The sequence below is a fragment of the Solwaraspora sp. WMMB762 genome, assembly GCF_049179115.1.
Lineage (GTDB): Bacteria > Actinomycetota > Actinomycetes > Mycobacteriales > Micromonosporaceae > Micromonospora_E.
Map to the genome: position 1 here is coordinate 1,217,194 of NZ_JBMHMD010000001.1, position 19,782 is coordinate 1,236,975.

The 19,782-nt window shown below is 71.7% G+C and carries 17 protein-coding genes; 10 read left to right on the top strand and 7 right to left on the bottom strand.

Annotated elements, in window-relative coordinates:
* Positions 1-6 precede the first annotated feature (6 nt).
* From ACN27J_RS05675 to ACN27J_RS05685, 3 genes are all read left to right on the top strand, one after another.
* Entirely contained in the window at positions 7-1,110 is a 1,104-nt protein-coding gene (locus tag ACN27J_RS05675; RefSeq protein WP_421364237.1) for an adenosine deaminase, read from the top strand.
* Positions 1,100-1,795: a hypothetical protein gene (locus tag ACN27J_RS05680; RefSeq protein WP_421364239.1), complete on the top strand. Its 696-nt coding sequence runs from the start codon at positions 1,100-1,102 to the stop codon at positions 1,793-1,795. Before ACN27J_RS05675 ends, ACN27J_RS05680 begins: the two co-directional genes overlap by 11 nt.
* Before the next feature lie 119 nt (positions 1,796-1,914).
* A complete protein-coding gene (locus ACN27J_RS05685) occupies positions 1,915-3,081 on the top strand; it encodes a hypothetical protein (protein ID WP_421364241.1) in 1,167 nt (388 codons plus the stop codon).
* A gap of 19 nt (positions 3,082-3,100) precedes the next feature.
* Here ACN27J_RS05685 and ACN27J_RS05690 read toward each other — a convergent pair whose 3' ends face one another.
* Genes ACN27J_RS05690 through ACN27J_RS05700 form a run of 3 tightly spaced genes read right to left on the bottom strand, consistent with a single transcriptional unit; the run spans position 3,101 to position 6,690 of the window.
* Complete coding sequence (locus tag ACN27J_RS05690; protein ID WP_421364243.1) at positions 3,101-4,192, bottom strand: glycosyltransferase; 1,092 nt, start codon at positions 4,190-4,192, stop codon at positions 3,101-3,103.
* A 45-nt stretch (positions 4,193-4,237) separates the two neighbouring features.
* Positions 4,238-5,680 (bottom strand): sugar transferase, encoded by a 1,443-nt coding sequence (locus ACN27J_RS05695; protein WP_421364245.1) that lies wholly within the window; start codon positions 5,678-5,680, stop codon positions 4,238-4,240.
* A gap of 56 nt (positions 5,681-5,736) precedes the next feature.
* Positions 5,737-6,690, bottom strand: coding sequence for an LCP family protein (locus ACN27J_RS05700; RefSeq protein WP_421372124.1), 954 nt, complete (start codon positions 6,688-6,690; stop codon positions 5,737-5,739).
* Between the two features lie 434 nt (positions 6,691-7,124).
* Between ACN27J_RS05700 and ACN27J_RS05705 the strand changes: the two genes are divergently transcribed.
* From ACN27J_RS05705 to ACN27J_RS05720, 4 genes are all read left to right on the top strand, one after another.
* Positions 7,125-9,815, top strand: a complete 2,691-nt coding sequence (locus ACN27J_RS05705) for a hypothetical protein (RefSeq protein WP_421372125.1) — start codon at positions 7,125-7,127, stop codon at positions 9,813-9,815.
* A gap of 56 nt (positions 9,816-9,871) precedes the next feature.
* Positions 9,872-10,429, top strand: a complete 558-nt coding sequence (locus ACN27J_RS05710) for an RNA polymerase sigma factor (RefSeq protein ID WP_421364247.1) — start codon at positions 9,872-9,874, stop codon at positions 10,427-10,429.
* On the top strand, positions 10,422-11,594 hold the full coding sequence (locus tag ACN27J_RS05715) for a hypothetical protein (RefSeq protein WP_421364249.1): 1,173 nt from the start codon (positions 10,422-10,424) through the stop codon (positions 11,592-11,594). The genes ACN27J_RS05710 and ACN27J_RS05715 overlap by 8 nt, the downstream gene beginning before the upstream one ends.
* A gap of 112 nt (positions 11,595-11,706) precedes the next feature.
* Positions 11,707-12,012: a hypothetical protein gene (locus ACN27J_RS05720; RefSeq protein WP_278169395.1), complete on the top strand. Its 306-nt coding sequence runs from the start codon at positions 11,707-11,709 to the stop codon at positions 12,010-12,012.
* 14 nt (positions 12,013-12,026) lie between these two features.
* On the opposite strand, the gene ACN27J_RS05725 is transcribed toward ACN27J_RS05720, so the two are convergent.
* Positions 12,027-13,238, bottom strand: a complete 1,212-nt coding sequence (locus tag ACN27J_RS05725; protein ID WP_421364251.1) for an RNA-guided endonuclease InsQ/TnpB family protein — start codon at positions 13,236-13,238, stop codon at positions 12,027-12,029.
* A 173-nt stretch (positions 13,239-13,411) separates the two neighbouring features.
* Here ACN27J_RS05725 and ACN27J_RS05730 point away from each other — a divergent pair, with 173 nt between their 5' ends.
* On the top strand, positions 13,412-15,100 hold the full coding sequence (locus ACN27J_RS05730; protein WP_421364253.1) for an amidase: 1,689 nt from the start codon (positions 13,412-13,414) through the stop codon (positions 15,098-15,100).
* Here the strand turns inward: ACN27J_RS05730 and ACN27J_RS05735 are convergent.
* Positions 15,090-15,215, bottom strand: a complete 126-nt coding sequence (locus tag ACN27J_RS05735; protein ID WP_421364255.1) for a hypothetical protein — start codon at positions 15,213-15,215, stop codon at positions 15,090-15,092. The two genes, ACN27J_RS05730 and ACN27J_RS05735, sit on opposite strands and share 11 nt — an antisense overlap.
* Before the next feature lie 117 nt (positions 15,216-15,332).
* Here ACN27J_RS05735 and ACN27J_RS05740 point away from each other — a divergent pair, with 117 nt between their 5' ends.
* Complete coding sequence (locus tag ACN27J_RS05740; protein ID WP_421364257.1) at positions 15,333-16,127, top strand: siderophore-interacting protein; 795 nt, start codon at positions 15,333-15,335, stop codon at positions 16,125-16,127.
* Between the two features lie 128 nt (positions 16,128-16,255).
* A complete protein-coding gene (locus tag ACN27J_RS05745; RefSeq protein ID WP_421364259.1) occupies positions 16,256-17,950 on the top strand; it encodes a S8 family serine peptidase in 1,695 nt (564 codons plus the stop codon).
* A 252-nt stretch (positions 17,951-18,202) separates the two neighbouring features.
* On the opposite strand, the gene ACN27J_RS05750 is transcribed toward ACN27J_RS05745, so the two are convergent.
* Both ACN27J_RS05750 and ACN27J_RS05755 read right to left on the bottom strand, forming a co-directional pair.
* Entirely contained in the window at positions 18,203-18,898 is a 696-nt protein-coding gene (locus ACN27J_RS05750) for a response regulator (RefSeq protein ID WP_421364261.1), read from the bottom strand.
* A complete protein-coding gene (locus ACN27J_RS05755) occupies positions 18,895-19,758 on the bottom strand; it encodes a sensor histidine kinase (RefSeq protein ID WP_421364263.1) in 864 nt (287 codons plus the stop codon). The genes ACN27J_RS05750 and ACN27J_RS05755 overlap by 4 nt, the downstream gene beginning before the upstream one ends.
* Positions 19,759-19,782 lie beyond the last annotated feature (24 nt).

The window sequence follows — 19,782 nt, forward strand, 5'->3', positions numbered from 1 at the left end:
ATTCGCATGGTGGCTGTTTCGTTGGCGAAGATCGTTCGGGCGCCGAAGGTGCTGCTGCATGACCATCTGGATGGTGGGTTGCGGCCGGCGACGGTGGTGGAGTTGGCGGACGAGGTGGGTCATGTGTTGCCGGTGACGGATCCGTCGGAGTTGGGTCGGTGGTTCGTGTCGGCGGCGGATTCGGGGTCGTTGGAGCGGTATCTGGAGACGTTTGCGCACACGGTGGCGGTGATGCAGACGGAGGCGGGGTTGTTCCGGGCGGCGGCGGAGTGTGCGGTGGATCTGGCGGCGGACGGGGTGGTGTACGCGGAGGTGCGGTTCGCGCCGGAGCAGCATCTGTCGCGGGGGTTGGGGTTGGGTCAGGTGGTGGAGGCGGTGTTGGCGGGGTTCGCGGCGGGGTGTGCGGAGGCGGCGGGGGCGGGTCGGGTGATCCGGGTGGGGACGTTGTTGACGGCGATGCGGCATGCGGCGCGGTCGCAGGAGATCGCGGAGTTGGCGGTGCGGTACCGGGAGGTGGGGGTGGTGGGGTTCGATATCGCGGGTGCGGAGGCGGGTTTTCCGCCGACGCGGCATTTGGACGCGTTCGAGTTTTTGCAGCGGGAGAATTTTCATTTCACGATTCATGCGGGTGAGGCGTTCGGGTTGCCGTCGATCTGGCAGGCGATTCAGTGGTGTGGTGCGGATCGGTTGGGGCATGGGGTGCGGATTGTGGATGATATTGAGGTGGGTGGGGGTGGGGTGCGGTTGGGGCGGTTGGCGTCGTATGTGCGGGACAAGCGGATTCCGTTGGAGTTGTGTCCGTCGTCGAATGTGCAGACGGGTGCGGTGGGTTCGATCGGTGAGCATCCGGTGGGGTTGTTGCGTGATCTGCGGTTCCGGGTGACGGTGAACACGGACAACCGGTTGATGAGTGGGACGTCGATGTCGCGGGAGATGTGGTTGTTGGTGGAGGCGTTCGGGTGGGGGTGGTCGGAGTTGCGGTGGTTGACGGTGAACGCGATGAAGAGTGCGTTCATCCCGTTCGACGAGCGGCTGGCGGTCATCGACGACGTCATCAAGCCCGCGTACCGGTCCCTCGTCGAGAACGAGGAGGTCGACCGTGTCGGTTGACGCCCAACCCCGCCGGTGCGGCGGTGCGACCGCCGGCCGGTGGGGCGCCATCCCGCACCGCAGGCTGCTCGACGCGGTCGCCGCAGCGGTCCCGGCCGACCGGCTGCCCAGAGTGGAGACCGCCACCGTGACCCATCTGCTGCGGCCGGTGCCCTGGCAGCGGCGCTCCGGGCTGGTCAGCCTGGTCAGCACCGCCTACCCGGCGCTCGCCCACCGGGTGGCCACCGTGGTCGACGGCGAGTTCCCCGGGGTACGGATCGCCGCCACCGCCCGGATGAGCGGACGCGACGACCGGGACCGGTTCGACGTACTCGTCCCCAGCGGTCGGGCCGACGAGGTGCTCGGCTGGCTCGCGCGGCTGTGGCAGACGGCAGCTGAGCAGGTCGGGCCGCACGCCCGGCCGGGTCTGCGCACGCCGGCCGCCCGGACGATGTGGCGGGCGGCGCTGCTGGTCGCCAATGGCTCCCGCCGCCGCAGCCAGGTCCGGGTCCGGGTGCCGGATCCGGCTGCGTTGACCGCGCTGACCCAGGCGGGTGACGCGCTCGGCCTGGCCGTGCACCAGCACGTGCGGCGGGGCAACTCCTACTTCGTCACGGTGGATGATCCGGCCCAGTCGGTCCAGTTGCTCCGGATCGTCGGCGCCGGGCCGCACGCCGAGGCATGGGTGCGCGACACCGCTGCCTGACCGGGCGGCCGTGCGGACAGGTCCGCAGGGCTCCCCGAGCCGTGTCGCTAACCCAGAGCAGCAGCGTGGTCACCCTCGGTCGCTATGATCCCCAGCAGGACACAGGGGCGGGAGGCCGAATGCAACCGGTAGATCCGTACCGGCTCGTCGAGATGCTGGGATCGTGTCCGGCGGGCAGCGTCTGGTCGGCTGTGGAACCCCACGGCGAGCAGATCACCGTGGCGATCCTCGACGCCGATGTGGCCGCCGACGAACGGTGGCGGGAGGCGTTCTCCTCAGCCGCCGAGGCGCTGGCCGACCCGGCGGCGGGAGCGCCGGCCTTCCGATACGCGAACTTCACCGCCCGGGTCCCCTGGGTCGCCTGTGCTGCCGGGCCCGGTGGAGGGGCGGAGCGGATCTTCCTCGCCCTCGGCCAGGAGTACCAACCGGCCGGACCGCAGGGCGCGGTCGGCCCGGCAGCCGAGCGACCACCGGCCCTGGCCCACCAGCCGGCGTACCCTCCGGTGCCCCGGTTCGCCCCAGCCGAACCACCGCGCCGACGCGTTCCGGGCCCGCTGCTGGCCGGGGCGGCGGTCGTGGCGGTCGTGGCGGTCCTGCTGGCCGGTGCCGCCGTCATCTGGTGGCCGGACCGGTCCGACCAGAACCCACCACGGTCCGCAGCGAGCGCGTCGCCGGGCCGGGCGGTCGACACCCCGCCGAGCGACACCCCGCCGGGCGGCCCTCCGCAGGATGGCACCCCGCCGCTGGCCACTCCGAACCAGCCCGGGTTGGAGCCACCGGCGGAGAGCTCCTGGCGGGCCGACTGGCCCCAGTTCACCCCGGAGGACACGGTCCGCACCTACACCGACCTGGCCGACGTGGGTCTGATCCTCAAGGTGCCGTGGAGCTGGGACTGCTCCCCCGTCCCGGACGACGGGGCCCCGCAGATCCGCCGGCTGCGGTGCAGCGGCACGTTCGGCGAGCAGCAGCAGGAGGTCGGTGGCGAGGTCGTGGTCCGGCCCTGTCCACAGCGGTGCACCCCGGACCGGCAGGCGAGGATGCGCCAGGCCGAGGAGGCGTGGAGTCAGCGGTGGCTGCAGGCAGGCATCGCGACCGCGTACGCCGAAATCAGCACGCTGCAGGTCGACGGTGAGCGGCGGCACGGTCTGGTGATGGTCGCCTACTGGCGCGGCGGGCAGGACGGGTCGATCGACCGGCAGCTGGTGCTGCGACTGACCGGCCCGGCCGACGGGGCCAGCCCGCTGCGCATGATCGCGAACTATCTCCGCAGTTCGCTGCTGCTGTAGTCGGCTGGCGGTGGTGCCGTCACCGACACTCGGCTTCGATCCAGTCGGCGAGTTTCGCGGCGAACTCGGCCGCGGCGAACGACTTGGCGTGTGCCTGGATGCCGGCGGCGTCGAGCTGGTCGAGCCGACGCAGCAGCGGGACGTAGTCATCGGCCCGGGTCGAGTCGACAAGGTGTCCGGTCGCACCGTCGACGACGGTCTCCAGCAGCCCGCCACGGCGCAGCCCGAGGACCGGCGTACCGCAGGCCTGGGCCTCGACCGGAATGATGCCGAAGTCCTCGTGCACCGGGAAGAGCAGCGCCCGGGCACCCCGGTAGAGCTGCCGCAGCCGGGCCCGGTCCGGACGTACCTCGAAGGTCACCTCGGCACCAACCCGGTCGGCGTGCCGGCGCAGATTGGCCTCCTGGGGCCCGGAGCCGGCGACGACCACCGGCATCCGGGCGGCCGCGGCGATCGAGATGATCAGATCGAAGTTCTTGTACGGGATCCAGCGCCCCACCCCGAGCAGGTAGTCGCGTTGCGCGACGGGGTCGTCCGGCTGGGCGGTGGCGAAGAAGTCGACGTCGACCGGCGGATGGATGACCACCGCGTCGCGGTGCCAGAACCGCCGGATTCTGTCCCGCACCTCACGGGAGTTCGCGGCGTAGCTGGCGACGTGCCGGCTGAGCCGCACGTCCACCGTCTGCAGGGCCCGCCGGGGCAGGGCGAGCAGCCGGCCGGAGCCGCGGCCGTCGTAGTCGGGGCTCCACACGTAGCGGGCCGGCGAGTGGACGTAGCTCAGATGCCGGGTCCGCCCCGGCGCACCGAGCCGTACGGTGTGCGCGAAGGCGTGGCTGGACGACAGGACCACGTCGAAGTGCTCCCGACTCAGGGTCCGCCACACCAGCGGCATCAGCGGCAGGGCGAGGGTCTTGCTGCGGCGCAGCGGTGTCCGGGCCAGCCAGGATTCCCGCAGGCCCTGGTCGGTCACCCCGGGGTCGGACCAGAGCACGAACCGTTGGGCGTGCGGGACGAGGTCGGCGATCCGCCGGAACACCTGCTCCGACCCGCCGGTGTCGCCGAACCACTCATGGACGAGTGCGACCGAACGGCCGGCAAGTGGTGTCGTCAACTCCGTGAGCTCCCCTCGTCTGCGTCGGTGTGCCGGTCGGCTGGATCAGCGCCCGCGGCCACGGAGCACCTCGGCGACGGTACGCAGCACCACCTTGATGTCCAGCCACAGCGACCAGTGCTCGATGTAGAAGTTGTCGAACCGGGCCCGGTCGGAGATCGGCGTGTCCCCCCGCAGGCCGCTGACCTGAGCCAGCCCGGTGAGTCCCACCGGGACCCGGTGGCGCGAGGCGTAGCCGGGCAGCTCGGCGGAGAACTTCGCCACGAAGTACGGACGTTCCGGCCGGGGACCGACCACGGTCATGTCGCCGCGCAGAATGTTCCACAGCTGCGGCAGCTCGTCGAGCGACGTACGTCGCATGAACCGTCCGATCAGGCTGACCCGGCGGTCATCGGCGATCGACCAGGTGGTCCGGGCCTCCTGGTCGGTCTCGGGGCGCAGCGACCGGAACTTGATCACGTTGAAGGTCCGGCCGTGCTGGCCGATGCGCTCCTGCCGGAAGAAGATCCCCCGGCCGCCGTCGATGAAGGTCGCCAGTGCGCACAGCGCCAGCACCGGGCTGAGCAGGACCAGCGCCACCGAGGCGAGTGCCACGTCGGAGGCCCGCTTCACCATCCAGCGCGGACCGGACAGGGCGATGTGCCGCACGTGGACCAGCGGGATCGCGCCGATGTGGTCGGGTTGCCGCCCGTACGATCCCGACCCCCACAGTCTGGCCACCGCCCAGAGGTCCTGGCTGGCGCACTCGGGTCGGCGCAGCAGATCCATCAGCCCGGCTTCGGGGCAGTCCGGATCGGCGATGATGAGCACGTCGCACTCGACCATGTCGATCAGCCGGCCGAGGTCGTCGAAGGTCCCGACCAGCGGCAACGACGCACCGTCGGTCTGCCGGGCGGCCGAGTCCACGCAGCCGGCGAACCGTAGGCCGTAGCTGGGGTAGCGGCGCATCAGCCGGGCCAGCTCGGCTGCGACCGGACCGCTGCCCAGGATCAGGGCGTTGTGTTCGACCCAGCGGCGGCGGCGGGCGAAGACCACCACCGCCCGGGTGACCGAGCGTCCGATGATCAGCAGTACGGCCGAAACGGCGATCCCTCGCATCAGGTCGGCCACGTACTCCACCGAGTCGTGCCGCAACCCGGCGATGATCGCGACGGTGCCGGACGCGGTGAGCAGGCGTCCACACAGGGTCGGCAGTTCGTCGAGGAAGCTGACATGGCGTCTGGCCCGGTAGAGCCCGCTGAACGCGAAGACGGCGATGGTCAACGCCGCCATGAACAGGGTGCCCCGCCAGTAACGGTCGGAGATCAGCAGCGGAGCGAGCAACGCGGCGAGGTCCACCGGGGCGGCGATCATCCAGGCCCGGAGCGGCCGGGTGCGGCTCGACGCCCGCGAACCGGCGTACGGCAGGACCGCGGTGGCGCCAGTCGACGGGTCCGGCCCCTCGTCCGGCCGTGGCCGGGGCACCAGCGGCAGCAACGGGGCTTCCACGACTTGGCCATGCCTTCCCGGTTCGGTGGAGCGGGGCTGGTGGTCGGCGCCGGAGGTCACCGCGCAGCGGCGAGGATCTCGTCGACCGCGTCGCGACGGACCGCGTCGTAGAAGGAGTCGGCCGCCTCGGTGTCGGCGAACACCACGCTCTCGTCACCGACCCGACCGGTGCCCTCGGTCGGGCTGGTGACGAAGGTGAGGTCGTCGCCGCGCAGGTGTCGCAGGTCCATGCCGAAGTCGAGCAGGGACAACGTCTCGTCGACCGCCACCGCATCGGCCGTGGCCCGGATGAACGAGTTCAGCGTGGCCGGGCTGGACAGCACCCCACCGGAGGCCGCCTTCTCCAGGATGGCCTTGATGACCTGCTGCTGGTGGCGGATCCGGGCGAAGTCGCCATCGGCGAAGGCGTACCGCTCGCGGGCGTAGTCGAGGGCCGCCGCGCCGTCCATCGTCTGCGGGCCGGCGGCGAACGACCGTCGGTTGTCAGGGTTGAGGGAATGGTTGGAGGTGAACGCCTCCTCGACGTCGATCTCGACCCCGCCGAGCGCGTCGACGATCTCCCGGAATCCGGCGAAGTCCACCAGGGCGACGTTGTCCACCCGTACTCCGGTGAACTCCTCGACGGTCTGCACCATCAGCGGGATACCACCCCAGGCATACGCGGCGTTGATCTTCGCTTCCCGTCCGCCGTATGTTCCTTCCTGGTTTTCCGGCACGAAGACCCAGGTGTCCCGGGGAATGGAGATCAGCTGGGCGCTCTGCCGGTCGGCCGCGATGTGCGCCAGGATGATCGTGTCACTGCGGGAGCCCGACGTGCTCTGCGGGTCCCGGGTATCGCTGCCGAGGATGAGGATGTTCGTGGCGGTGGTCACCTTTTCCGGCCGGAACTCCTCCGGCACGTCCACGAACGCCTCCACCCGCTCGATCCCGGACTCGATCGACCGCAGGTAGAACCCACCGGCGAGCAGTCCACCGCCACCGAGCAGCGTCAGGACCACGAGCACCGTCAGAACGATCCGTAGCCCGCGGCGACGGCGACGCGGCGGCGCGGCGGCGGAGTCCATTACCGACCCGGGATCCTGCGTCCCCGACCGCACCCCGTCCGCAGCCCCGCCCATCTCCTGGGCGGCCGTCGGGTCCGCGAGCCGTTCTCGACGTGACATGTCAGTGATAGTACTGACGAAGGTTTCCGGATGATGTCCGCCCGGGACAGTCAAAGATCCACTTTAATCATCCACGCCGGTCTTATCCGCATTCATCTTCCTACCGGCGCGGCTCGGGACAGCGGATCATCATCCCTACCTTGCCGACGGACCTGACGGATTCCCGTCAGACCGCCGGGCATTCTGCCCTAATCGTCCGGTCCGCAAGCCAGCAGGTGGCAGCCTGACCGACACTGGATGGACCGTCCGCTCGACCGCAGGATCGGAGTGCCGAGGTGACCATGGAGGCCGGTGCGAACCGGGCACGTGACCGGCTCGCCTCCCGGGGCGTGGCCGAATTGCTGACCCTCGTCGGCCGACTACTGCGCCGGCCCCGGCGCGGCGAGCACGACCTGCCGGTCGTTGTGGCCGTTGGCGCCGCCGGGTCCGAGGTGCATGCCGGGCTGCTGCGCCGGCTACGCCGGCCGGCCCACCGCCGAGTGCCGCATGTCGACGTCGACGCCGCCGAGTTCCCCGACGGAGCAGGAATCCGCCCGCTGCTCGACGCGATGCACCACCAGCTCGCCCTCGACGCGTTCGGCGGTGAGCCGTTCACCTTCCGCCACTATCCGCTGGCCCGCTGGCTGATGGACCAGCGGTTGGCCGACGTCGAGGTCACCGAACGCCGGGCCCGGCTCACCCAGATGCTCCGCGACTGGCGCCGCCGGCCGGCCGCCGAGAACCTGAGCGGCGCCTCGGACGCCGAGACCATGTTCGCCACCGCGTACCGGCTGCTGCTCTGGCTGGTCCTGCGGGCGGTCCCGGACGTGGTCTTCCGGGCCGCGTTGTCCGGACGCCTACCGGTGATCGGCGGCCGGTACCGCTGGTTCATGCGCCAGCAATACCTCGCGCCACGACAGAGCGGCACCTTCATCGGCTTCGCCGAACGACTCACCACCGACCTGCGTACCGGGGAACAGCCCGAGCAGGTGCGCAAACTGCTCGTGCACGCCTTCCTGGAGGACCTGCGCGCCGGACATCTGCGCCGTGTCTGGTCACCGAACGGCTGGCAGCGCACCGCCTATCCGGTGCTGCTGCTGCGCGACGTCGCCCCGGGCAACGCCGGACACGCCCTGCTGCGGCTGGTCAACGATGTCCGCAACGAGACCGGCCGGTGGGACCCCCTGCTGATCCTGGCCACCGCGGCCGAGGGCTACACCCCGGTACCGGACGCTGCGACCCCGATCCGGCTGACCGAGGTGGACATCGGACTCGACGAGTGGCGCGACGCCCTGCCGGAGCAGCGGCGGCTACGCCGCGCCGACGCATGGATCCTGCCGCTGGCGGCGACCGCCGACCCCGACGACCGGTACGGGCACCCGACCGCCGCCGACCTGGCACCGCCGGCGCCACCGTGGTGGGCCCGGCGCACCGTCGCCGCCGCCGTGGTCCTGGCCCTGCTCGCCGGTGGACTGTTCTGGGCCGCCGGGCGGTGGGGTCCGGGCTGCCTGCCGCGCCCGGGGCAGGGCGAGATCTCACTGCGGCTGATCGACGGGGAGTGCATCGGCTACAGCGACAACCTGGCGTACGTGTTCAACCACGACCCGGGCCAGGAGGCGTTACGCGGGGTGCAGGAGCGCATCTTCCGGCAGAACGAGGAGGTCATGCAGGTCTGGCGGAGCAGCCAGCGCCGCCGCCCACTGATGACGCTGGTCTATCTGGGCATCATGACCGGCCAGCGGACCGGTCCCCGGGAGGTCTCCTACGTCTCCGAACGCGAAGAGCTGGAAGGGATGGCGGTCGCCCAGTATGCCCGGATGAAGGCGTCGGCGAGCACCGACGGCCAGGCGCTGCTGCGCATCGTGGTGGCCAACGGCGGCAAGCAGATGCGACACGCGGAGCGGACGGTGGAGCTGCTGGCCGGGCTGGCCCGCCGGGATCCGACGGTGGTCGGCGTGGTCGGCCTGGTGGAGAGCCGCACCACCACGGCACGGGCCCTGCGGCGACTCAACGAGGTGGGGCTGCCGGCGGTCGCGCCGACGCTGTCCGCCGACGGGCTGCACCGCAACTCGCGGCTGTACCTGCAGATGGTCCCGCCCAACGCGGACCAGGCCGAACTGGTGTCGGCGTACGCCGCCCGGGAGCTCGGCCTGTCCGAGGCGCACATCTACTACACCACCGGCGACAACAGCCCACTCGCCGACGACCTGTACGTCAACACGCTGGTCACCGGCCTGACCGACCGGCTCGGCGAGCAGGCCACCGCGCGGGCCTTCCGGGTGGGCGACTCGCTCGGTCACGAATGCGGCTACCCCGGTCTGCTCTTCTTCGCCGGCCGGTACTCGGAGTTCGACGAGTTCCTGGAGGCGCTGCGGGGCTGCCGGAACAATCCTCCGCTGCATCTGGTGGCCGACGACTCGGTCAACCGGTACCTGGCCAACCACCAGCTGCGGGCGAACGCGCCGGGCAACCTGCCGGTGACGTACGTGTCGAAGGCCGCGTTGGCGATGTGCACCCGGCTGGTGACCGACGCGGTCGCCGACGAGTCACGCCGACGGTTCCTCGACCTGATCCGGCGCGACGACCTGCTCGGCGAACGGCGGTGCGTGGACGGCTCCGGGCCGCCGGTAGGCGAACGCGTGGCGCTGGCCTACGACGCGACGATGATGCTGATCGCGGCGGTGGAGCAGCTCGCCGCCCGGCTGAACGTCGGCTCCCGGCCGTGGGACGCGCGGGCGGTCAGCCCGGTCGCGGTCTTCACCGAGGTGCTGCGGCAGAACGCCGCAGCGGCGTACCCGGGGGTGACCGGGCCTACCCGGTTCTCGGCGGACACCGGCGAGCCGGTGGAGAAGCGACTGTCGCTGATGTATGTGGCCAGCGTGCCGCAGGTCGACCAGGAACCGCAGGAGGTCTTCTACTGTGGCCGGGCGCAGCCGGAGGACCCGCCCGGCTGCCATCCGGCCCCGGCGACCCCGACCGGCGACACCGGCTGAGCCGCCCACCGGCCGACGGATGGAACCTTCCGGACCGCCGGGGAGTCGGGCACTGCATGGGAGAATCCCCGCCGGACGCCGACGGCGGCGGCCTGGCGCACCCCGACGACGTCGTCGGCCAGGTGTACGCCGGCAGCTACCGGCGGCTCGTCGTGCAGCTGTACGCCGTCACCGGCGACCTGGGCGAGGCACAGGAGACGGTGCAGGAGGCGTTCGTCCGCGCCCTGCTCGCCCCGCACCGCTTCGCCGAGCTGGACAACCCGGAGGCGTGGCTACGCCGGGTGGCGGTCAACGTCGCCCGCAGCCGGCACCGACGCCAAGCCGTTCTCGCCCGGCTGCTACCCCGGCTGGCAGCCCCGGTCGACACCGAACGGCTGATCGCCGACAGCTCGGCCGAGCACGTCGCGCTGATGCGGGCGCTGCGCCAGCTGCCGGCCGGGCAACGACACGCGATCGCCCTGCACTACCTGGCCGACCTGCCGGTCGCCGAGGTCGCCGACGCGCTCGGCGTCACCGAGGGCACCGTCAAGTCGCGACTCTCCCGAGGCCGGACGGCCCTCGCCGGTCTGCTCGTCGACACGTCGACCAGTTACACCCGGAGCAGCCATGCCTGACCTGCGGCTGACCACCTTCGACCGGGAGCGGATCAGCGAAGCGGTGATCCAGCCGGCGCTGGACCGGCTCCGGGCACGGGCCCGACGCCGACGGCGGACCATGATCGTCGCCGCCGCGCTCGGCCTGCTGCTGGTGGCGCTGGTCGCCCCGGGCCTGGCCGCCACGGTGGGCCGTCACCGGTCCGACGGCCCCGCGCCACCCGGCCCGCTGCGGATCACCGTCTGGGACGACCGGACCGTGGTGGGTGTCGACGGCCCCGGCGAGGACTGCCGGTTCCGGTTCACTCGCAGCGACGACGCCGGATCAACGTGGCTGCCGTTGAACGGACCGGACACCACGGCGGACTGCCTGCATGACGCGGACGGCCACCCGGTGTCCCGGGCGGTGGCGTTCAGCCTCACCCCGGACGTCTTCCTGGTCGGTGTCGGCGTCAACGACCACGTGTCCACCGACGCCGGCCGGACCTGGCGGGACGCCACCGCCACGGCCCGCACCGTCTCCGCGTTCCCACCCGGAGCGCAGCCGGTGGACTGCCTGACCCGCTGCGCTGATCTGCGCCCGCCGGTCGCGGTCGACCCGGTCGACGGCACGGTGTACCGGCTGGCCGACCCGCCGACGGTCGGCGGGCGGGTGTACGTGGCCCCGGACGGGGCGATCTGGACCGCCGGACAAGCCGGAACCGGACCGGGCACCGTGGTCGCGGTCAGCACCGACCGGGGCGCCAGCTGGCGGGTCACCGCCGGGCCGGCCGGCGCCCTGGTCGCCGGCCTCGCGGCCCGCGACGCCCGGCAGGCGTTCGTCCTGTTCGACCCGTTCGACGCGGGCGGGACCGGCTCGTCGGCCGCCCGACCGGTGCTGTGGCGTACCACCGACGGCGCACGCAGCTGGCAGGACCTGGCCATACCGCTGCCCAGGCTGGACCAGAGCGCGCTCACCGTCGGCGACGACGGCCGGCTGCTGGTGGGTGGCCTCGGCCGGCACACGGTGCCGACGTGGACCAGCGACGACGACGGCACGACCTTCACCGCCGGCACCGCCGGCCCGTACGGCGAGCTCGGCGCCCTGCCGGGACGGCTGTGGGTCTCCGCCGGGCAGCCCGGCGCGCCCGGCTCGGTCACCGTCGACGGCACCAGCTGGCAATCCGTACCACTGCCGACAGAATGACCTGCCAACCTGGTCTGAGCTGCGCGGATTCATGATCACGTGACAGCCGCGTCACGGTGCCGACATCAACCGGCCGGAGATTGTGGCCACCGCTTCACCGCCAGGAGGTTCCATGGCCCCCACCCCTCCGACCGACGACGAGTTGAACACCTTCATCGTCGCCCAACTCGCCTCGCTCGGCATCGACCTCGACCAACTGCCGGCCGGCACCACCGCCGACCCGGTCACCGGCTCTCCCGGCCGCGACTCGGTCCTCGCCTCGCTGCGGTCCTTCATGCGCAGTACGGTGCCGGCCCTCGCCGCCTACCAGATGCCGACCCCGGACGCCGGCGACCCGGCGACCGCCATGGCACTGTCCCAGCAGCCCGCACCGGTCCTCTACCCGTCGATCAGCACCGAATGGCGCAAGCCCCGTTGACAATCCTCCCCGCACTAAGGGACGGGGATTCCCTGGGTCGCCCCAGGGGGTTCCTGCTTCACCGACGACCGCCCCGTCCGAGAGGAGGACTCCCGGTGAGGTCTTACACCGCCTCCACAGGCAATCACGGAGAGCCCCTCCGCGAGAATGTTCCGTGCCGCGTTCACGTCCCGGTCGTGGGCCTGCCCGCACCGGCAGGTCCACGACCGCACCTGCAACGACAGGTGTTCAGCCAGGGCGCCACAGCCCGAGCACAGTCGGGTCGACGGGAACCAGCGGTCCACGACCACCAGGTCCCGGCCGTACCAGTCCGTTTTGTACCCCAGCATGCTGCGGAACCGCCGCCAGCCCGCGTCGGAGATGGCGCGGGCCAGACGGTGATTGGCCATCATGTTGCGGACGGTCAGGTCCTCGATCACGATCGTTTGGGTTTCACGAACGAGCCGAGTGGTCAACTTGTGCAGGTGGTCGCGGCGGCGGTCGGCGATCCGGGCATGAACCCGGGCCACCGCCAACCGGGCCTTGGCCCGGTTCGCCGAACCTCTGGCCTTGCGTGCGAGGTTCCGCTGGGCCCGGGCCAGCCGATCGCGGTCGCGGCGTTCGTGCCTCGGGTTGGGGATCTTCTCCCCGGTGGACAGGGTGAACAGGCTGTCGAGGCCGGCGTCGACCCCCACCACAGCGGTGGTGGCCGGGGCCGGTTCGATCCGGTCGTCGCAGAGCAGGGAGACGAACCAGCGGCCCGCCGGGTCCTGCGTCACCGTCACCGTCGACGGCGCCGCGCCCTGCGGGAGTGGCCGGGACCAGACGATGTCCAACGGGTCGGTCATCTTGGCGAGGGTGAGGCGGCCGTCGCGCCACCGGAACGCGCTGGCGGTGTACTCCGCCGACCGCCGCGACCGCTTCCTCGACTTGAACGTCGGGTACCGGGCCCGTTTGGCCCAGAAGTTGGTGAACGCGGTCTGCAGGTGCCGCAGCGCCTGCTGCAGAGGGACGCAGGAGACGTCGTTGAGGAACGCCAGTTCGTCGGTCTTCTTCCACGCGGTCAGCATCGCCGACGTGGCGTTGTAGGTGACCCGTTCCCGACGCAGGGTCCACGCCTCGCTGCGGGCGGCCAGCGCCATGTTGTAGACCAGCCGGACACAACCGAACGTCCGGGCGAGCTCGGCGGCCTGCCCGGGGGTGGGGTGGAAGCGGTACCTGAACGCCCGCTTCACGGTCCGCGACACAGTCCACAGTCTAACGATTCGGTCGTGAGCCGTGGGGTCGCGTGTGGGGTGGACGCCGATCCGCCCTGGCGGCGGATCGGCTTTCCCTGCCCTGCTCCGCAGGAGTTCCGTTTCCTCCCCGGCCTGAAGGCCGGAGTATCCACGGAAGGAATCCGATGACAACAGAGGACGCCATGACAGACGCTTCGACAGGCGTACAACTGCCGCTCGACCGGCTCCTCGACCGCCGCGCGTTCCTGGCCCGCACCGCCGCGCTGGCAGCCACCGCCGCTGTCGGCACCGTGGCGCTGCCCGGCCTGGCCGGGCTCGCCTCGGCCGCGCCGAGCGACACCAGCGCCCCGGCCGTCACATTCAACCCGGATCTGGACCGGGGAGCCGCGTACAACAAACCGCGCGAGTCGGCTATGTCCGATCCGACCGAATGGACCATCTCGGAAGCCGCCTGGATGATCCGGCACAACAAGATCGTGCCGGTCGAGCTGGTGCAGGCCTACCTGGACCGGATCACCGCGTACGAGTCGACGTACCAGGCGTTCAACGTGGTGCTCGCGGAGGCGGCGGTCAAGGCCGCCCGGCAGTGGGCCAACCGGCCGTACCGGGGGCCGCTGCACGGCATCCCGCTGGCCATCAAGGACAACTACTTCACCGAGGGCGTGCCGACCACCGCGAACTCGTACCTGTTCCAGGACTTCGTCCCACCGTACGACGCCACCTCGGTCACCAAGCTGGTCGTGCAGGGCGGCATCGTGCTGGGCAAGACCCAGATGGGTCCGCTGGCCACCACCCGGGCGACCCTGCCCAACGGTCAGGTCACCACCGTCAACGCCTGGACGCCGACGAACCCGTCGACCAACCCGGGCGGATCGTCGACCGGCACCGCCACCGCCGTCGCCGGCCGGCTGGCCAGCTCGGGGATCGGCACTCAGACCGGCGGCTCGATCACCTCGCCGTCCAACGCCCAGAACCTCACCGGCATCAAACCGACGATGGGCCGGGTGTCGCTGGCCGGGATCGTCCCCCTCACCTACACCCGCGACCACCCCGGCCCGCTCGCCCGCGACGCCAAGGACGCGGCGATCATGCTGATGGCGATGGCCGGCCCGGACCCGGCCGACCCGCGCAGCCAGGGCCTGCCGCCGGTGCCGAACCTGATCAACGCGGCAACGCCCCGCTACGACGGCGACAACCTGCGGATGCGCTGGAAGACCCGGATCGGGGTGCTGCCCGGCTATGCCGACGGCGGCTCGGAGACGGCGGCGGCCCGCCGGGCGTTCCTCGCCGAAATGTCCGCCATACCGGAGTGCGAGCTGGTCGAGGTGCCGTTCCCGGACGAGTGGAGCCTGCTCACCGGAAGCGCGTTCAACAACGTACGGCTGCCGGAACGCAGCGAGCCGTTCATGCCGTACCTGCGCAGTGACCTGCGTGGCTTCGGGGTGTCGGTGACCAGTTGGCTGCAGGGTGCCTTGCTGGGCGCCAACGGGTGGGTCACCGGCCAGCGCGCCAAGCTGCTGCTGCTGGACCGGATTCTGGACCAGATCTTCAGTAGCTGCGACGTGGTGGTGCAGACCAGCCCGGTGCCGTTCGACATCGTCGGGCTGCCGGAGATCGCGTTCCCGATCGGCTTCTCCGGCGGCGGGGTACCGATCGGCACCATCCTCGGCGGGCAGCCGTACGCCGAGGACCGTCCGCTGTCGGTGGTCGCCGCGTACCAGGCGGTCACCGACTGGCACTGGCGGCGGCCGGCCGACCCACCGGCGGTCGGCCCGTCGCCGACCGCGTCCACCGCCGCCGCCCGGTCCACGGCGGCGACACCGTCGCGGGGCCGGTTGACCGCCGAGGAGGTCGCCGAGCTCACCCAGTGACCGGACGCGCTTCGGCGCGCTGCGGGCCGTCCACCCGGCGGGTGGGCGGCCCGCAGTTCGCCACCCGGCGGAACGCGGTGCCCCGACGCTCGCTGCGGGTCGGCCTTCCGGACACCGGCACCACCAACTAAGGTTAGGCAAACCTGACCACACCGGGAGTCCGTGGCCACGCCAGCCGCACCGGCCGCTGTCGCTCGGCCGGGCGTGCTCCCGCGCGACCTTATGGAGAGCGATGAGCTTCAAGGACGCCAAGAAGCACACCACGCTGTGTGTGGTGAACGTCGTCGGCACCGAACGGATCAGCCCGAACTTCATCCGGGTAACCCTCGGCGGCGACCAGTTGCAGCGCCTGCCCGACCACGGATTCGACCACTGGTTCCGGCTCTTCCTGCCGCAGGAACACGGCGAGACCACCTTCGACCTGCCCAACCGGGCCGACACCATCGGCTACCTGAAGTACCTGCGGATCCCGTCGGCGACCCGCCCACACCTGCGCAACTACACGGTCCGCGCGTTCCGGCCGCAGGCCCGCGAACTCGACATCGACTTCGTCGTGCACGGCGACGAGGGGGTCGCCAGCCGGTGGGTGCAACGCACCAAGGCCGGTGACACCGTCGCCCTGCTCGACCAGGGCCGCGGCTACGAATTCGCCCCCGACACCACGTTCCACCTGCTGGCCGGCGACGAGACCGCGCTGCCGGCGATCGTCGGCATCCTGCGGGACCTGCCGCGCGACGCCACCGGTTTGGCCGTGGTCGAGATCCCCGACCCCGCCGACACCCAGCCGGTCGACGCGCCCACCGGGTTCGAGGTCCGCTGGTTGCCCCGCCCGGCCGAGGCCCGGCCGGGCAGCCTCGCGCTCGCCGCGGTGCAGGCCTGGACGACCGACAGCCCGACCACGGTGTCCGCCTACTTCGCCGGCGAGCAGGCCCTGCCCGCCGGGGCCCGCCGCCACCTGGTCGAATCTGGTGTTCCGAAGCGCAGGATCAGCTTCACCGGCTACTGGCGGCTCGGCAAGACGCACTGAACGGCGAATCGCAGACCGCAGTGGATCCTTCTGCGCCGGAGGCGGCGGTAGATTACCCCCCAGCGCCACCGCCCCCCGGTGGTGCCGATCACGGTTCGTCCGTGCACATTCTACGAAGGGATGATGTGGTGAGCAGACGCTTCACCGCCGGTGCCGTCGCTACCGCGACGACCCTGGCCCTGCTGGGCGCCGTACCGGCCGGACCGGCCGCCGCCGCCCCCGGCGCCTCGGGCGACGTCACCGAGTACACGGTGGTCGCCGAGGCCGGCACCGGCACCGCCGAGGCGACAGCGGCCATCGAGGCCGCCGGCGGGACCGTCACCGGCAGCACCGTCGACGTGGGCATGTACCAGGTCGTCACCGACGACGCCGAGTTCGCTGCCAAGGTCGCCGCCGCTCCCGCGCTGCTCGGCGCCGCGGAGAAGCGGGCCATCGGGTACGCGCCACGCCAGCGCTTCGACGCGGTGGAGCAGGAGCACCACATCGCCGGCGCGACATCCGCCGGGGCGGCCGGGCGACGCGGCACCCGGATGGACCCGCTCGACGACAAGCTCTGGGGCCTGCCGATGATGCGGGCGGACAAGTCACGCCGGGTCGAGCCGGGCGACCGGCGGGTCACCGTCGGCATCCTGGACACCGGGGTCGACGGGCAGCACCCGGACATCAGGCCCAACTTCAGCTACTCGCTGTCGCGCAACTTCGCCCCCGACATCCCCGACATCGACGGGACGTGCGAGGTGGAGTCCTGCCTGGACCCGGTCGACCGCGACGACAGCGGCCACGGCACCCACGTCGCCGGCACCATCGGCGCCGCCGCCAACCGCTTCGGCCTGTCCGGCGTCGCCCCCAACGTCACCCTGGTGGCGCTCAAGGGTGGCCAGGACTCCGGCTACTTCTTCCTCGACTCGGTGGTCAACGCCCTGGTCTACGCCGGTGACGCCGGCATCGATGTGGTCAACATGTCGTTCTACATCGACCCGTGGCTGTACAACTGTCTGGACAACCCGGCCGACTCCGCCGAGGAGCAGGCGTCGCAGCGGGCCACCATCGAGGCGGTCAACCGGGCGCTGCGGTACGCGCACAAGCGGGGCGTCACGCTGGTCGGCTCGCTCGGCAACAACCACGAGGACCTGGGCGACCCCCGCCCGGACTCGTCCAGCCCCAACTACGGCGGGACCCCCCGGCTGCGCACCATCGACAACGACACCTGCTGGGACCTGCCGGTCGAAGGTGCACACGTGATCGGGGTGTCGGCGCTCGGCCCGTCGAAGGCCAAGGCGGACTACTCCAACTACGGCACCGAGGAGATCTCGGTCGCCGCGCCCGGCGGCTGGTTCCGCGACGGGTACGGCACCCCGACCCACCGGACCTACGACAACACCATCCTGTCGTCGTACCCGCTGCACGTACTGCAGGAGGAGGGCGCGGTCGACGCCGACGGCAACATCGTGCCGGACGCCGAGTCGTACGTGTTCAAGGAGTGCACGTCGGCCGGGACCTGCGGCTACTACACGTACCTGCAGGGCACCTCGATGGCGTCGCCGCACGTCTCCGGGGTGGCGGCGCTGATCGTCAGCCGGTACGGCAAGCGCGACGGCCACCGGGGCGGGTTGACCCTGGACCCGGACAAGGTGGAACGGCACCTGTACCGGACCGCCGCCGACACGGCCTGCCCCGAGCCGCGCCTGGTGTCCTACGCCAACGAGGGCCGGTCCCCCGAATGGGACGCCTACTGCGACGGCGGCACCAGCTTCAACGGCTTCTACGGCCACGGCATCGTCGACGCCTTCGCCGCGGTCACCCGACCGCTGCACCACCACTGAGGACGTCCGGTCCGGACGGCCGGGGTTGGCTGATCACCGCCCACCCCGGCCGCCGGCCGCAGCCGGTTCCGCACCGCCGCCGGTCGACGTCGCGTGACATCGCCGAATCCATCGGACCCTCCTCGTCATACCAACAGAATCGTCAGGTTCGCAGGGTACGGACCACAGGCCGGTCCGGTGACCGGTCAAGGTTGCGCCGTCGTTCGGGTGGCCACTGCCCACCCATCGACCGGCTGGCGCCGGACAGCCTGTTCAGGAGGACCGCCGGCCGGCGGGTCGCGGGTGGACCAGGCCGCTCTCGTACGCCGCGATCACCAGCTGTGCCCGGTCCCGGGCGGCCAGCTTGGTCAGCAGGTTGCCGATGTGGGTCTTGACGGTCTTCACCGAAATGGTCAGTACCTGCGCGATGTCGTCATTGGACAACCCCCCGGCGACCTGGACCAGCACCTGTTTCTCCCGGTCGGTGAGCCCGTCGAGGGTGGGCGCGCAACGCGCGGCGCGCCGGTCGGCACGGTCCACGTAGTGCTCCACGATCCGGGCCAGGACGCTGGGAGCGAACAACGACTCCCCCGCGTGGATCCGCCGGACGGCGTCGAGCAGCCGGTCCGGGTGGGTATCCTTGAGCAGGAATCCGCTCGCGCCGGCACGCAACGCTCCGTACACGTACTCGTCGAGTTCGAACATGGTGAGCACCACCACCCGCACGTCGGGCAGCGTGCCGTCGCCGGTGATCGCGCGGGTGGCGGCGATGCCGTCCCCGCCGGGCATCCGGATGTCCATCAGGACGACGTCCGGGCGCAGCTGCCGTGCGAGGGTCACCGCGTCCGCGCCGGTGGCGGCCGAACCGACCACCACCAGGTCGTCGACGCTGTCGATCACGATGGCGAGGCTGTGCCGCAGCAACGGTTGATCGTCGGCGACCAGGACCCGCACCGGTCGCGACGTCACCCCGCCGCCCCAGGCTCGGGTAGCCGCGCCACCAGGTGGAACCCGGGACCGACCGGACCGGCGTGCAGCGACCCGCCGAGGGCGTCCACCCGCTCGCGTAGCCCGGTCAGCCCGTGGCCGGCACCGGGCTGCGGGCACCATCCGGCAACGGGTCCGCCGTCACGGACGCTGGCGACCACCGCGTCCCCGTCGCGGTGCACCCTGACCCGGACGTCGGTCGGCCCGGCGTGCCGGGCGGTGTTGTGGAGTCCTTCCCGGACCACCGCGCACACCGCCAGCTGCACCCCGGGCGAGACCGTGCCCAGCTCCGCCAGGTCGAGCGCGGCGGGCAGCCCGCTGTCCCGGGCCGCGTCGACGATCTCCGGCAGGTCGCCCAGCGACGCCGCCGGCAGCACCGGTGCCGGCCCGTCACCCGAGGTACGCAGGACGGTGAGCAGCCGTCGCAGTTCGGTGGTCGTCTCGCGGGCCACCCGCTCGATGTCGGCGAGTGCGGCTGCACGTTCCGCGTCACCGCCCACGCCGGCCACCCGGTTGGCGGCCGCCGCCCGCACCGTGACCAGGCCCAGCCCGTGTGAGACGAGGTCGTGCAGGTCACGGGCGATCCGCAGGCGTTCGGTCTGACCGGCCCGCTCGGCGGCCCAGGCGGTCAGCCGCTCCTCGTAGCGGCGGCGCTGCCGGCGGCTGCGGACCAAGGCCCAGGCCAGCACGACGAACGCCGAGACGATCGCGAGGGCCGGAACGACCAGCGCCGCCGGCCCTTCGGCACCGGTCACGAGGGCCAGCGTGACAAGGACGGCGGCCAGCGCGGCGGCGACCAGCCACACCCGGGAACGCCAGGTCGGACGCCCACTGCTGTCCACCGGCCCGAGTCTAGGTCCGCCGGG